Consider the following 13525-nt stretch of genomic DNA (forward strand, 5'->3'; position numbering starts at 1 on the left):
TCATTCCCTGAGCCTCAGCGCGCTGGCGCCGGATGATGCTCCATCCAGTGCCGCGCGATATCCACGCGGCGGGTCACCCACACCCGGTCGTGGGCCTCGATATGGTCGAGGAAGCGCTGTAGGGCGCGGAAGCGGCCCGGGCGCCCGATGAGCCGGCAGTGCAGGCCCACGGAGAGCATCTTCGGCGATTCTTCCCCTTCCGCGTAGAGGACGTCGAAGGCATCGCGCAGGTAAGTAAAGAAGTGATCCGCGGTGTTGAAGCCCTGGGGGGCGGCGAAGCGCATGTCGTTGCTGTCCAGGGTATAGGGCACGATCAGGTGGTCATGCTCGTGGCCTTGGCTGTCCGCCTCGCGGGTCCAGAACGGCAGGTCGTCGCCGTAGTAGTCGCTGTCGTAGAGGAAGCCGCCTTCGTCCAGCACCAGGCGACGGGTGTTGGGGCTGTCACGACCGGTATACCAGCCTAATGGCTTCTCGCCGTAGAGCGATTCAAAGATTTCGATGGCCCGCTGCATGTGCTCGCGCTCGACATGCTCGGGCACCTCCTGATAGTGGATCCAGCGATAGCCGTGGCAGGCCACCTCGTGGCCCAGTTCCTTGAAGGCATGCGCCACCTCGGGATGACGCTCCAGCGCCATGGCCACGCCGAACACCGTCAGCGGCAGGCCGCGCCGCTCGAATTCACGCAGGACCCGCCATACCCCGACGCGCGAGCCGTACTCGTAAATCGACTCCATGCTCAGGTGGCGGTCGGGAAAGGCCGGCGCGCCGATGATCTCGGAAAGGAACTGCTCGGAGCCCGCGTCCCCATGCAGCACGCAGTTCTCGCCTCCCTCCTCGTAGTTGAGCACGAACTGGACGGCAATCCGCGCCCGGCCGGGCCAGTTGGCATGGGGCGGGGTGCGGCCGTAGCCGATCAGGTCGCGGGGGTAGTCAGCGTGTGGCGTCGGATTCATGGCATCGTCCTGGTGATTATCGGTCAGGGGCCACCAGCATGCAGCGACAGGAGCGGCCACCTTTATGTATACAAAGAAAAGATAGAATGTCTTCACCCCGGCTGCAAGCAAGCCGGGCTCGCCAATATTGTATACAATACAATATTAAAATGGTCTCATAATGAGGCTTTCATGGAGACTAGACCAAGGTATAAGCCTAAAAAAAGCGGTCATTTTCCCGCCAAACACGGAGAAGGCCTGAGTATTCAAGGCACTGGCGTTGCTTTGCTGCCCACCCACCACCACCTTGCCTCATGAACAAAATAGATCTATTTTGTGTACAAAGATCGCCACACATCCTCCTTCTGGAGCCTTCCCATGCATATCCGTGTGATCAACCCCAACACCACCGCCGGCATGACGGCCACCATCGGCGAGGCGGCTACACGCATCGCCTCACCGGGGACCCGCATCAGTGCCACCCAGCCGGCCCACGGCCCGGTCTCCATCGAGAGTCACTTCGACGAGGCGATCAGCGCCGTGGGCGTGCTGGAGGAAGTGCTGGCCGGCGAGCGTGACGACGCCGATGCCTATGTGATCGCCTGCTTCGGCGACCCGGGGCTGCTGGCCGCACGGGAACTGACCCGGGCCCCGGTGATCGGCATCGCCGAGGCGGCCTTCCATATCGCGACCTTGATCAGCACCCGCTTCTCGGTCGTCACCACCTTAGGCCGTACCGGCATCATCGCCGAGCACCTGCTGGACCAGTATGGCTTCCGCCATCACTGCCGGCGGGTACGGGCCGCCGAGATCCCGGTGCTGGACCTGGAGGAGAACGGCGACGCCGCCCTCGAGCGCCTCATCGCGGAGTGCCGGCGCGCCCGCGACGAGGATGGCGTGGGGGCCATCGTGCTGGGCTGCGGCGGCATGGCCGACCTCACCGATGAGATCGGTGAGGCGGTCGGCCTGCCGGTGGTGGAGGGCGTGACCGCGGCGGTCAAGCTCGCTGAGGCACTGGTCGGTCTGGGACTCGGCACCAGCAAGCATGGCGACCTGGCCTATCCCCGCCCCAAGCCCTTCATCGGCAACTTCGAGCGCTTCTCGAATCTGCAGCCCGGCCGTTGACCGACACGCTTCCTGCGTATCCATGAATAACCACAAGACGCCACAGGCGCACGCTAAGCCGCAAGCTACCCCCAGGGCCTGGCCCTGGAGATAACCACAAGTCAAGCAGACACTTGCGAGGACACCGAGATGAGCAATTCCACTCGCCACACTCCGGCCACCACGGCCACCACGGCCATCCCGGCCGGCACCGCACCCCCGGAGGCCAGCTCGGGCCACAAGGCCCCCGGCCAGGAATCCCTGGCGCCCCAGCAGACCCGGATCATGGGGCGCGCCTCCTATTTCCTGGCCTGGTTCGGCGGCTGCGTCTCCATCGGCACCTTCGCCATGGGCTCCAGCGTGGTCGGCACTCTCAACCTGATCCAGGCCACGGTGGCCATCGCTATCGGCTGCTTCGTGATCGGTATCGCCCTGGCCCTGAACGGCGCCGCCGGCTACAAGTACGGCATTCCCTTCATGGTCCAGGCGCGCAGCGCCTTCGGCTTCGCCGGCACCCGTCTGCCGGGCCTGGTGCGGGCGGTGCCCGCCATCGTCTGGTACGGCTTCCAGAGCTGGATCGGCGCCGGTGCCCTGAACATGGTCTCGGCGACCCTGTTCGGCTTCGATAACCTGGTGTTCTACTTCATCACCTTCCAGCTGCTTCAGATCGCCCTGTCGGTGATGGGCTTCCAGGGCATCAAGTGGCTGGAGAACATCGGCAGTGCCTTCATCCTGGCGTCCCTCACCTACATGTTCTATGCCACGGTGCAGCGCTACGGCGATGAGCTCTCCGCCAACCTGCTGACCATGGAAGGCTCCTGGGGCCTGCCCTTCTGGGGCGCCACCATGCTGTTCCTGGGCATCTACAGCACCATGATGCTCAATGTCAGCGACTATGCCCGGGAACATAAGCACGGCACCGGCACGAGCCTGCTGACCACCATCTATGCCATGTCGATCCTGCCCTGCACCCTGTTCATGGGTCTGATCGGCTTCATGGTCTCCGAGGCCACCGGCACCGCCGACCCCATCCAGGTGTTCACCAACGCCGTGGACAACACCCCGCTGCTGATGGCCACCCTGCTGTTCATCGCCTTCGCCCAGGTCACCACCAACGTGCTCAACAACGTGGTGCCGCCGACCTATGTGCTGATGGACGTGTTCAAGATGAAGTTCCGCACCGCCACCGTGCTGGTCGGCCTGCTGGCCTTCGCCACCTTCCCCTGGAAGCTGGTGCAACCGGATTCCGCCGACGGCCTGCAACTCTTCGTACAGACCTACTCCGCCTTCCTGGGACCGATCTTCGCCATTCTGGTGGTGGATTACTTCCTGATCCGCCGCCGCACCCTGGACCTCGGCAAGCTTTATGACGAGCAGGGCCCCTATCGTGGCGTCAACCCGGCGGCTCTGATCGCCACTGTTGTGGGTATCGTCGCCGCCCTGACCTTCTCGTCCGTGTCCTGGTACGCCAGCCTGATCCCGGCCGGCCTGACCTACCTGCTGCTGATGAAGACCTGGGCGCCCTGCCAGCGCTTCAGTCACTGATCGCGATGGCGCCCCGGATGGCTCCGGGGCGCCGCAGCGTCCTCCCCGACGACACTCCCCGACAACAACGACAAGCGACGGAGACTCCCGATCATGTCTATCTTCCCGTTCCTCACCGCACGACGCACCCTGGCCACCTGCGGCCTGCTGGGCGCTTGCCTGTTCGCCTCCTTCATCCAGGCCGGCGAGGGTCAGGCGAGTAGCTCGCAGGCCACCGAGACCACCCGCGCCATCGTGCTGATCAACCCCAACTCCAACACCGCTGCCACCCGCTCGATGGCCGACCTGGCTCGACTCGAGACCGAGGGCGTGGCGACCGTCATTGAACGCAGCAACACCGGCGCCCCGGCGCTGCTGACCACGCCCCAGGACATGGTGGAAGCCAGGCCAGGCGTCGTCGCCATCGGCGTCGAGGCAGCCCGTGATGAGCGGGTCGCCGCCATCATCGTCTCGGCCTTCAGCGATCCCGGGCTCGAGGAACTGCGAGCCGAGGTCGATATCCCGGTGTTCGGGATCGGCGAGGAGGTCTTCCACGAGGCCGCACGAGGTGGCCGCGAGTTCGGCATCGTCACCGTGACCCCCGACGAGGCGCTCATCGAATCGTTCCGGCAGAAGGCCGCGTCCCTCGGCTACGAGCCTCTTTACCGGGGAGTCAGGGTTACTCCCGGCGACCCCACCGAGTTGGTGCAATCACCCGAGGCCCTCGACGCCGCCCTGGCTGAGGCGGTGCAGGCCTCCATCGACGAAGACGGGGCCCAGGCCGTGATCATGGGCGGTGGCCCGCTGTCGGCTTCCGCCCTGCGGCTGCAGCCCGGCTTCGAGGTCCCGCTGGTGGTCGCCGTCAATGCCGCCGCCCGGGCGGCCGTCGAAACCATTCGAAGCGAGTAGCCGAGCACCGGCCCGCACGGACGCCGCAGCGGGCCGGCCTACACTGTGAATATTACCGCCCTTCCAGGGACCCGCGACCCCGACCGGGAGAGTATCCCAACAACGAAAAGCAGGGCCATTCCCATGACGGACATGACGGACCAAGAACTGGAAATCCGCCACATCGACTCGACCCTCTACAACGACGACCTGGCACCGATCAAGAAACGCGACCGCAACTGGGGCTGGTTCGAGATCTTCAACGTCTGGTCGAACGACATCCAGAGCCTGTTCGGCTATACCCTGGCCGCCTCGCTATTCATCTCCTACGGCCTTAACGGCTGGGCGGTGATGGCGGCGATCATCCTCGCCGGCTTCGTGGTCATGGTGCTGGTCAACCTGACCGGCAAGCCCAGCGTCAAGTACGGCGTGCCCTTCCCGGTGATGATCCGATCCAGCATGGGGGTACGCGGGGCCAACTTCCCGGCCATGCTGCGTGCCATCATCGGTATCTTCTGGTACGGGGTGCAGACCTACTTCGCCTCCACGGCGGTGGCGCTACTGATCACTGCGCTCATCGGCGATCCCGGCGGATCCTGGCTGGGCATGTCGGCCGTGGGCTGGGTGTCCTTCGTGATCGTCTGGATCTTCCAGATGGCGCTCTTCTGGCAGGGCATTGAACGGATCAAGCACTTCCTCAACTGGGCCGGCCCCATGGTCTATGTGGTGATGATCGCCCTGATGCTCATCGTCTGGTTCCAGGCCGGCAGCGAGCTGTTGCCCGCGGTAAGCACCATCTTCAGCGGCAGCAGCGAATATGAAGGCAGCGCGATTGGCGCCTTCCTGGCGATCACCGGCACCATGATCGCCTACTTCGCCGCCGTGGTGATCAACTTCGGCGACTTCACCCGTTTCGTGAAGAGCGAGAAGCAGATGAAGCTGGGCAACCTGCTGGGCCTGCCACTCAACGTGGCCTTCTTCTCGTTCATCGCCCTGATCATCACCGCCGGCACCCTGGCGCTGTTCGGCGAGACCCTGACCAACCCCTCGGACATCATCGAGCGAGTCGACTCCCTGCCACTGACCATCATCGCCGCGGTCACCTTCTTCGCCGCCACCGTGGGCATTAACCTGGTCGCCAACTTCATCCCACCGGCCTACGACCTGGCCAACCTCTTCCCGCGCCGGATCAGCTTCCGCATCGGCGGGCTGATCACCGCCGTGGTGGCCTTCTTCGTCGGAGCGCTGTGGGTCTCGGTGATCAGCCAGATCGGCATCGCCGGCTTCGTCAATGCCCTGGGGGCCGTCGTGGCGCCCTTCTACGGCATCATCGTGGTGGACTACTATCTGGTGAAGCGCCAGCGGCTGAACATCCAGGACATGTTCTCCGCCGACCCGGATGGGGCCTACTATTACCTGAAGGGCTGGAACAAGCGGGCCATCGGTGCCTTCGCCCTGGCCGCGATGTTCTCGATCTCTTCGGTCTGGGTCCCGGCGCTGGAGGCCCTCGGCGGCTATGCCTGGCTGATCGGCGCCGCGCTGGGCGGGCTCTTCTACTATCTGCTGATGAAGGGGCAGCGCCAGCCAGTCACGGCCCATTCCTGAACCTCTCAGACAAGACCAGGCAACAACGCCCTGCGCCCCGAGTCGATGGCTCGGGGCGCAGGGCGTGAACGAACACACTGCGGACACCGTCTAGCCGGAGAAGATCTCGAACAGGTCCGGGGCCTCGTCCTCTTCGGCATGGATGGACAGCGAGGCCTCGATGGCCTTGAGATGGCGGCTCATGAAGGCCTGGGCGCGTTCTCCCTCGCCCCGCTCCAGGTAGCCGATCAGATCTTCGTGATCATGGGACTCACAGCCCAGATGCCCGGCATTGCCATAGACGGCAAGGATCAGCGAGGAGCGAAAGCAGAGCCGCTCGACGAATTCGGCCAGGGTAGCATTGCCGGAGATGTACGCCAGCCGGCCATGGAAGGCCGCGGAGAGCTTGATGGCCACGCTCTGCTCGCCGGCCTTGAGCGCCTCGCGCTCGCGACGGGCTATGTCGCGCAGCGCCTCGAGGTCGTCTGCGCTGATACGGCGCGCGACCTCAGGCATCAGGCCGCACTCGATCATCTGGCGGGCATCGAAGACGTCCTTGGCCTCATCGGCGGTGGGGCGCGTCACGCTGGCCCCGCGTCGCGGTGTCAGGGTGACCAGCTGCTCCAGGGCCAGACGCTGCAGGATCTTGCGGATGCCGGTACGGCTGACGCCGAACACCTCGGCCAACGCATCCTCGCGCAACCGGGCCCCCGGCTTGAGCCGATGCTCGATGATGGCGTCGCTGATCGAACGGTGGATCGCCTCGTGGCGTTCGGCCCCGTCGCCGTTCTTGCCCCGCCGAGGACCGGCGGGCTTGCGTTCGACCTGGTTCATGAAGGCCCCCTCTTCCTCGAGTACAACATGATCGACACCGACCATTGTATACAGGAAGGAGAGCAATGCACGCTAATCCCGTCCGCCCCGCCTCGGCGCACGCCTCACTCCTGCCAGTCGGCGATGAGCGCGCGCTCCTCGTCGGTCATGCCGGTGCTGTTGCCCAGAGGCATGTAGCCACTCGCCACCACCTGCTTGATCAGCTCGGCCTGTCGCTGCAGCTGGCCCTCGGTTTCCAGGATCACCCCGGCCGGGGCGGCGGCGAAACCGGCATGCTCGGGGTTCTGGGCATGGCAGGACACGCAGCGCTCGGTGATGATGGCGTGTACCTCCTCGAGCGCCCCGTCCTGGGCCACCGTCTCGGTGGCGGCCGGCGCCTCCGCAGTGGCCGCGGGCGCCTCGGTGCTAGCAGTGGCCACCCCGTTATTGCCGCTAGGGGCGCCGATCCACACCGCCACCAGGATCAGGACCACGCCCGAGGCCGGGTAGGCCGGCTTGATCTCGCCGGCGTGCATCAGCACGAAGAACTGACGAATCAGGGCACCGGCGAAGATGAATAGCGACATGATCACCCAGGACAATTCATGGGTGTAGGTGAAGGAGTAGTGGTTGCTGAGCATCAGCAGCACCACCGGCAGCGTGAAGTAGGTGTTGTGCACCGACCGCTGCTTGCCCCGCTTGCCGTCGATGGGGTTCGGCGTCTCGCCAGCCTTCATGGCCTTCACCATGCGGCGCTGCCCGGGGATGATCCAGAAGAAGACGTTGGCCGACATGGCGGTGGCCATCACCGCGCCGGTGAGCAGGAAGGCTGCACGCCCCGAGAAGATCTGGGTGCTCAGGTAGGCCACCCCCACCATCATCACCGCCACCGCGACGCTCAGCAGTCCGTCGCGCTGCATGTCGGGGCTGATGCGCTTGCACAGCTCGTTGTAGACTACCCAGCCCCCGGCAAGGAACAGCAGAGCCACAAGGTTGGCCTGCCAGCCGCTCATGTTCGCCGCCCAGGCCCAGTCACTGCCCGGGTTCACCAGGTAGAAGCTCGGGTTGGCCATGTAGAGGCTGACGAAGAGGGCGAAGCCGGAAAGCCAGGTGGTATAGGCCTTCCAGAACGACCAGTGCAGGTCCTCGGGCAGCTTAGCCGGCGCCGTGGCGTACTTCTGATTGTGGTAGAAGCCGCCGCCATGCACCGCCCACATTTCGCCGAACACGCCCTTCTGCTTGTCTTCCGCCGCCTTGGGCGGACGCAGGCTATTGTCCAGCATCACGAAATAGATGGACTCGCCGATCCAAGCGATGGCGGCGATTACATGCAACCATCTCAGCAGGAGGTTGGCGAAGTCCAGAAAGTAGGCTTCCATCGGTCAGGCCTCGTTGGAGTTGTTTGTTCTCGTGAATCCAGTGGCGGGCTCAGCTGCCGCGGTAGGTGGAGTAGCTATACGGCGAGAGCAGCAGCGGCACATGATAGTGCTGCCCGGCGTCGGCCACGCCGAAACGCAGCGGGATCACATCGAGGAACCGCGGTTCCTCGGCCTCGATGCCCCGGGCACGCAGGTAGTCGCCGGCATGGAAGACCAGCTCGTACTCGCCGACGGTGAAGGCCTCGCCTTCCAGGATGGGGGCATCGCAGCGGCCGTCGTCATTGGTGACGACCTCGGTGATTCGCTGACGCTCGCCGCCCTCCAGGCGATAGACCTCGATGCGGATGCCCTCGCCCGGCAGGCCGAGTGAGGTATCCAGCACATGAGTGGTGAGATAGCCCATTATCTTCTCCTCTTGTCATCGGTGCCGGACGCGTCGCCGGCGGGAGTGTCATGCTTCGAGTACGCCCGCGGGTCAGGGATGAGCGCGTCCTTTAGAGAACAGTTGTAGCTCTAAATAGAGCACATTTCAAAGACTTTATTGTATACAGTTTTATCGCTACCCTGACAACTCCGATGTCACTCCCTCACCCGCGCAACAAGGAGAACCCCCATGAGCAGCAAGACGCTTTCTCCCCGGCCCAGCCAGCTGGAACAGGCCGCCTTCATCGAACAGTTCGGCGACATCTACGAGCACTCCCCCTGGGTGGCCAAACTGGCCTGGCAGCGTGGCCTGGGCCCGGAGCAGGACACCCCGCAGGGCCTGGCCGAGCGGATGGGTGAGGTGCTGCGCGAGGCCAGCCCCGAGCGTCAGCTCGAGGTGATCCGCGCTCACCCGGACCTCGCCGGTAAGGCGGCCATCGCCGGCGAGCTGACCGACGACTCCAGCCGCGAGCAGGCCGGTGCGGGTCTCGACCAGTGCACGCCCGAAGAGCTCGCCCGCTTCGAGCGTCTCAATGCCGCCTACAAGGAGAAGTTCGGCTTCCCCTTTGTGATGGCCGTCAAGGGCAGCGACCGCCATGCCATCCTCGCGGCCTTCGAAGCTCGGCTGCCGAACGCCCCCGACGAAGAACGGCGCACCGCCATCGAGCAGATCAACCGCATCGCGGCCTTCCGCCTGGAAGAGCGCACCGCCTGATCGTTCGTCGCATCGGATAACGCCAAAGCGCTGCCGGGTGGCCCGGCAGCGCTTTTTTTGGCTCGCGGGGCGGGCAGGCCCGCCCCCTCGGCCGGCTTACTTCTCGGCCTTGAGCCCAGCACCGGCGGTCTGATCGGCATCCGCCTCGGCGATCGCCTCACGCTCCCGGGCCTCGTCGGCCAGGGACGTGCGGGGCAGCACGATATTGAGCACGAAGGCGGTGATGGCGGCTACCACGATGGGCGCCCCGCCGATCACGTTCTGCAGCATTGCCGGAAATTGCTCGATCGATGATGGGACCTGGGCAATGCCCAGGCTCAGCGCCAGCGCCAGTCCCACGATGGTCATATTGCGGGCGGATAGCTCGTCCTTGATCAGCAGCTGGATGCCGGTCATGGTGATCATGCCGAACACGATGATGGTGGCCCCGCCCAGCACCGGATAGGGAATGGTGGTCATGATGGCGCCGAACTTGGGGCTCAAGCCGGCCAGGATCATGAACAGCCCGGCGATGGCCAGCACGTAGCGGCTGATCACCTTGGTCATCGCCACGATGCCCACGTTCTGACTGAACGTGGAGGTCGGCAGGGCGCCGAAGAAGGCGCTCACCGCGGTGGTCAAGCCATTGCCCAGCAATCCGCCGGTCAGCTCCCGGGTCTTCAGCTCGCGGTTCATGCCGCCCACGGTGGTGGCCGACAGGTCGCCGATGGTCTGTACGGAGTTAATCACGCAGATCACCACCATGGACACGATGGCGGCGGTATGGAACTCCATCTCGAAGGGCATCACCTTCGGCACGGCGATCCACTGGGCCTCGACCACCGACGCGAAGCTGACCATGCCCAGGGCCAGTGAGAGCAGATAGCCCACCAGGATCCCGACCATGATGGCGGAGAGCTTGATCACGCCCCTGCCGAACTGGGAGGCCACTAGCACCGTGAGCAGCGTGACCAGCCCCACGATCCAGTTGATGGGGTTACCGAACTCCGCCGCATTGACGTTGCCGCTCCCCGCCATGTAGCGAATGGCGATGTCGTACAGCGACAGGCCGATCACCAGCACCACGGTGCCTGCCACCACGGGCGGGAAGAGATGGCGGATATACTGGATGAAGTGGCCCACCACCATCATGGTGATGCCCCCGACGAGCTGAGCCCCGAGGATGCCTTCGATGCCGAACTGGCCGCCTACCGCAATCAACGTCGGCACATAGGCAAAGCCCACGCCGAAGATCGCCGGCAGTCGCGCACCGAACTTCCAGACACCGTAGAGGTGGAACAGCGTGCAGATCCCGGAGGCCAGCACCGCGATCTGAATCAACAGCAGCTTTTCTGTCGGCGTCGCCCCCACCACGCCCGCAATGATGATGGGCGGCGTAATGACACCGGCCACCATGGCCAGCACGTGCTGCAGGGACAGCGGCAAGGCCTTCGGGATCGGTGGCCTGCCGTGGAAATCGAAGATCGAGGTGTTCTTGGAGTCTGTCTGCATGGCTCGCCCACTGCGGTTGTTGTCTGTGGAATTTGTATACAAACAACCCTGGCATATTGTCTAACAATTTTAAATGAGAATAGGCACAAAGTCGTACACAGTATCGGGCGTTACTGCTTTTCCCGTCGTATCCCCTTGGCCTGTGCCGAAACGCTCTTGCCCAGGGTCCTCCCTAGAAGTGCGCACCCCTATACTCCGCGTCGCTAGCCCACCGAAGTAGCCATCGCCTTTCTCGTCCTTCACAGGGAAGACACCCTTGGCCCCCATGAGCACCGCTGCGCCTCGACAGGCCAATCCCAGACCAGATTGACCTAAAAGCCGGAGATCGAAAGATACTTGTGTACTTAAAGACCTTATAAAGTATGCAATTTTTACCCCCGTGCGACTGAGGATGGTCTGATGAATCCTAATTCACGTGCGAGGAATGGCGGCCTACACTGAAGGCGAAATATCCCTGTCAGGAGCACCCCCCCATGTTCCGAGATCGCCATGATGCTGCCGAGCAACTCGCCGAGCGGCTCACCCACCTGAAAGGACATGATCCGCTGATCCTGGCCATCCCGCGGGGCGGCGTCCCCATGGGGCGGCTGATCGCCGATGCGCTCGAAGGAGAGCTGGACGTGGTGCTGATACGGAAGCTGGGAGCGCCGGGGAACCCCGAGTATGCCATCGGCGCGGTGAGCGAGGATGGCAGCGTAGCGCTGGAGGATGCGGCCAGTCACTTCCGGGAATCGGCCATCACAGAGGAGATCGAGAAGCAGCGGGCCCTGATCGAGGAGCGGCGACGTCGTTACACGCCGGTCCGGGCGCCCATCGATCCCGATGGACGCACCGTGGTAGTGGTCGATGACGGCAGCGCGACCGGCGCCACCATGGCCGCGGCCCTGACCACCCTGCGACAGCGGGCGCCCGCGCGATTGATCGCCGCCATCGGCACGGCACCCCCCGAGACCGTCTCACGCCTGGAACGACTGGCCGACGAGGTGGTGTGCTTGGAATCGCCTCGCGACTTCCGGGCGGTGGGCCAGTTCTTCGCCAGCTTCGGTCAGGTCGACGACGACGAGGTGATGGACCTGCTGGGCAACGAGCACGGTTGATGCCGTCGGCCGCCCAACGCAAAGCGGGCCGCCATCCCGAGGTGGCGGCCCGCGCTGCGTTGGGCACCCGGACGATCAGCGTGTGCTGGCAGCCTGGAAATTCTCTTCGGCTAGTTTTTGCCCCTTCTGGACATACTCCTGGCCCAGGGTCATGACCCTCTCGACATCGCCCTTGAGGCGCTCACCCATGTCCTGGCTGGCCTTCTGCTGATCTTCCACGACCTTCTTGAGGCTGTCGGCATCGGTGACGGTCAGCCACTCACGCGCCTGCGTCAGTCCCATGTCGGTCATGGCGCGCACCGCATCGAACTGAACGGATATCAGCTTCTCGGTGTACTCCAGGTTCAGCGAGCCGTAGGCCCGCAGGGGACCCACAAACAGGGATTCGAACTGCTCGGTTGCCTTCTCGGTCGTTGCATCGCTCATCATCTACCTCCGCCTGCATCGAATGGGGGACTCTCCGCGCTGCAATGCAACCTATAGCAGGCCTTCTTGTGCGTCGCAATATACCGCCGCCTCCAGGTTTGCCGGTAGCTTCACGGCTCGCACCGCTGGCCACCGTCAACGCTGGCTGGCTCAGCGATAGGCGCCCTGAATGTCGGTAACGCGCATGGCGCTTCGCCCCAGGCCATCATGCTGATCGAGCATGCGTTCGAGCCAGGCGTAGACCGGGTCGGCATTGGACACCAGGTCGGCGCTGGAGACGCAGCGCGCCCACATGAAGTTGCCGAAGACCAGGTAGTCGGCCGCAGCCGGGGCATCGCCATCGAGGTAGTCGTCCTCCGAGAGGCTACCGCGTAGCGGGTCCAGGGCAGCATCGAGCTGAGCCAGCCCCTTGGCGGGGGAGTGGAATTCCTCGAGGGTCCGGCCGAAGCGCTTCTCGCGGGTCTCGCGGAAATAATCCCGGTCATCGGGATGCACGGCATTGAACAGGTCCATGATGATGGTGCGCAGCATGGCCGGAGCCAACGCACGCTCGGCATAGTGCTTGAAGAAGCGCCCCCGCGCCTCAGCCAGGCCGTCGCCCAGCAGGGGGTTGTCAGGATAGGTCCGATCGAGATAGCGCAGGATCGCATAGCTATCGGTGACCACCTCGTCGCCATCGACGAGCACCGGCACCCTGTCATGGTCGGCGAAGGCCAGGACCTCCTTCTCGGTGAAACGCCAGGGACGCGTCTCGACCTCCAGCCCCTTGTGCGCCAGCGCGTAGCGAACCCGCCAGCAGAAGGGCGAGAACCGCAGCCCCTCCTCGATACCGCAGAGTTCATACAGCACCCGTGACATGCCGACTCCTTGTGTGCGCGAAGGGTAGTGATTCGATAGTGCCAGGCTTTGTGGACCGTTGCCAAGGCCTCGCCTGAGCGTCAAAAAACGCCTTATTCTTGTCCATTAGTCTAATCAGGGAGCGCGCATTTCCGCCTATCCGGCACGGATCTCCAAAATAAATCATTGTAAAACAGGACTATTTAGCCAGGCCTACAGAATTTCCAGCATTTCATTATTGGTCATACCAATTTACCCTAAGTGGTGACTTTCTCCCAGGGGTCGTATCGTGCCGAGGCTGCCGATCCGGTA

General features: G+C 64.0%; 13 protein-coding genes. 6 read left to right on the forward strand and 7 right to left on the reverse strand.

The window, feature by feature from the left end; all coding sequences use genetic code 11:
• Positions 1-14: 14 nt before the first annotated feature.
• On the reverse strand, positions 15-953 hold the full coding sequence (gene puuE / locus FHR94_RS08470; RefSeq protein WP_183325211.1) for an allantoinase PuuE: 939 nt from the start codon (positions 951-953) through the stop codon (positions 15-17).
• Between the two features lie 357 nt (positions 954-1310).
• Here puuE and FHR94_RS08475 point away from each other — a divergent pair, with 357 nt between their 5' ends.
• The 4 genes from FHR94_RS08475 to FHR94_RS08490 all read left to right on the forward strand — a co-directional run bounded on the left by FHR94_RS08475 (position 1311) and on the right by FHR94_RS08490 (position 6053).
• On the forward strand, positions 1311-2057 hold the full coding sequence (locus FHR94_RS08475) for an aspartate/glutamate racemase family protein (protein ID WP_183325212.1): 747 nt from the start codon (positions 1311-1313) through the stop codon (positions 2055-2057).
• A gap of 129 nt (positions 2058-2186) precedes the next feature.
• The gene (locus tag FHR94_RS08480) at positions 2187-3581 is read left to right on the forward strand and encodes an NCS1 family transporter (protein ID WP_221188425.1); all 1395 of its coding nucleotides are present in this window, start codon (positions 2187-2189) and stop codon (positions 3579-3581) included.
• Positions 3582-3674: 93 nt separating this feature from the next.
• Positions 3675-4469 (forward strand): aspartate/glutamate racemase family protein, encoded by a 795-nt coding sequence (locus FHR94_RS08485; RefSeq protein WP_183325213.1) that lies wholly within the window; start codon positions 3675-3677, stop codon positions 4467-4469.
• 132 nt (positions 4470-4601) lie between these two features.
• Positions 4602-6053, forward strand: coding sequence for an NCS1 family nucleobase:cation symporter-1 (locus FHR94_RS08490; RefSeq protein WP_183325382.1), 1452 nt, complete (start codon positions 4602-4604; stop codon positions 6051-6053).
• A 90-nt stretch (positions 6054-6143) separates the two neighbouring features.
• Here the strand turns inward: FHR94_RS08490 and FHR94_RS08495 are convergent, their stop codons facing one another.
• The 3 genes from FHR94_RS08495 to uraH form a co-directional block, all read right to left on the reverse strand.
• Positions 6144-6866: a GntR family transcriptional regulator gene (locus FHR94_RS08495; protein ID WP_183325214.1), complete on the reverse strand. Its 723-nt coding sequence runs from the start codon at positions 6864-6866 to the stop codon at positions 6144-6146.
• A 104-nt stretch (positions 6867-6970) separates the two neighbouring features.
• On the reverse strand, positions 6971-8224 hold the full coding sequence (locus tag FHR94_RS08500; protein WP_183325215.1) for a urate hydroxylase PuuD: 1254 nt from the start codon (positions 8222-8224) through the stop codon (positions 6971-6973).
• 49 nt (positions 8225-8273) lie between these two features.
• On the reverse strand, positions 8274-8627 hold the full coding sequence (gene uraH / locus FHR94_RS08505) for a hydroxyisourate hydrolase (RefSeq protein ID WP_183325216.1): 354 nt from the start codon (positions 8625-8627) through the stop codon (positions 8274-8276).
• A 210-nt stretch (positions 8628-8837) separates the two neighbouring features.
• On the opposite strand from uraH, the gene uraD reads away from it, so the two are divergent.
• Entirely contained in the window at positions 8838-9362 is a 525-nt protein-coding gene (gene uraD / locus FHR94_RS08510; protein ID WP_183325217.1) for a 2-oxo-4-hydroxy-4-carboxy-5-ureidoimidazoline decarboxylase, read from the forward strand.
• Between the two features lie 96 nt (positions 9363-9458).
• Here the strand turns inward: uraD and FHR94_RS08515 are convergent, their stop codons facing one another.
• Positions 9459-10853, reverse strand: coding sequence for a uracil-xanthine permease family protein (locus FHR94_RS08515; RefSeq protein WP_183325218.1), 1395 nt, complete (start codon positions 10851-10853; stop codon positions 9459-9461).
• A gap of 473 nt (positions 10854-11326) precedes the next feature.
• On the opposite strand from FHR94_RS08515, the gene FHR94_RS08520 reads away from it, so the two are divergent.
• Positions 11327-11950, forward strand: a complete 624-nt coding sequence (locus FHR94_RS08520) for a phosphoribosyltransferase (RefSeq protein ID WP_183325219.1) — start codon at positions 11327-11329, stop codon at positions 11948-11950.
• 75 nt (positions 11951-12025) lie between these two features.
• Here the strand turns inward: FHR94_RS08520 and FHR94_RS08525 are convergent, their stop codons facing one another.
• Both FHR94_RS08525 and FHR94_RS08530 read right to left on the reverse strand, forming a co-directional pair.
• Entirely contained in the window at positions 12026-12376 is a 351-nt protein-coding gene (locus FHR94_RS08525) for a phasin family protein (protein WP_183325220.1), read from the reverse strand.
• A 150-nt stretch (positions 12377-12526) separates the two neighbouring features.
• Positions 12527-13234, reverse strand: coding sequence for a glutathione S-transferase N-terminal domain-containing protein (locus FHR94_RS08530; protein ID WP_183325221.1), 708 nt, complete (start codon positions 13232-13234; stop codon positions 12527-12529).
• Between the last annotated feature and the right edge of the window lie 291 nt (positions 13235-13525).

This window comes from Halomonas cerina (assembly GCF_014192215.1).
GTDB lineage: Bacteria > Pseudomonadota > Gammaproteobacteria > Pseudomonadales > Halomonadaceae > Halomonas > Halomonas cerina.

Coding starts and splice junctions, on each gene's coding strand:
- puuE (WP_183325211.1), bottom strand. CDS start 953: ATGAATCCGACGCCACACGCTGACTACCCCCGCGACCTGATCGGCTAC.
- FHR94_RS08475 (WP_183325212.1), top strand. CDS start 1,311: ATGCATATCCGTGTGATCAACCCCAACACCACCGCCGGCATGACGGCC.
- FHR94_RS08480 (WP_221188425.1), top strand. CDS start 2,187: ATGAGCAATTCCACTCGCCACACTCCGGCCACCACGGCCACCACGGCC.
- FHR94_RS08485 (WP_183325213.1), top strand. CDS start 3,675: ATGTCTATCTTCCCGTTCCTCACCGCACGACGCACCCTGGCCACCTGC.
- FHR94_RS08490 (WP_183325382.1), top strand. CDS start 4,602: ATGACGGACCAAGAACTGGAAATCCGCCACATCGACTCGACCCTCTAC.
- FHR94_RS08495 (WP_183325214.1), bottom strand. CDS start 6,866: ATGAACCAGGTCGAACGCAAGCCCGCCGGTCCTCGGCGGGGCAAGAAC.
- FHR94_RS08500 (WP_183325215.1), bottom strand. CDS start 8,224: ATGGAAGCCTACTTTCTGGACTTCGCCAACCTCCTGCTGAGATGGTTG.
- uraH (WP_183325216.1), bottom strand. CDS start 8,627: ATGGGCTATCTCACCACTCATGTGCTGGATACCTCACTCGGCCTGCCG.
- uraD (WP_183325217.1), top strand. CDS start 8,838: ATGAGCAGCAAGACGCTTTCTCCCCGGCCCAGCCAGCTGGAACAGGCC.
- FHR94_RS08515 (WP_183325218.1), bottom strand. CDS start 10,853: ATGCAGACAGACTCCAAGAACACCTCGATCTTCGATTTCCACGGCAGG.
- FHR94_RS08520 (WP_183325219.1), top strand. CDS start 11,327: ATGTTCCGAGATCGCCATGATGCTGCCGAGCAACTCGCCGAGCGGCTC.
- FHR94_RS08525 (WP_183325220.1), bottom strand. CDS start 12,376: ATGAGCGATGCAACGACCGAGAAGGCAACCGAGCAGTTCGAATCCCTG.
- FHR94_RS08530 (WP_183325221.1), bottom strand. CDS start 13,234: ATGTCACGGGTGCTGTATGAACTCTGCGGTATCGAGGAGGGGCTGCGG.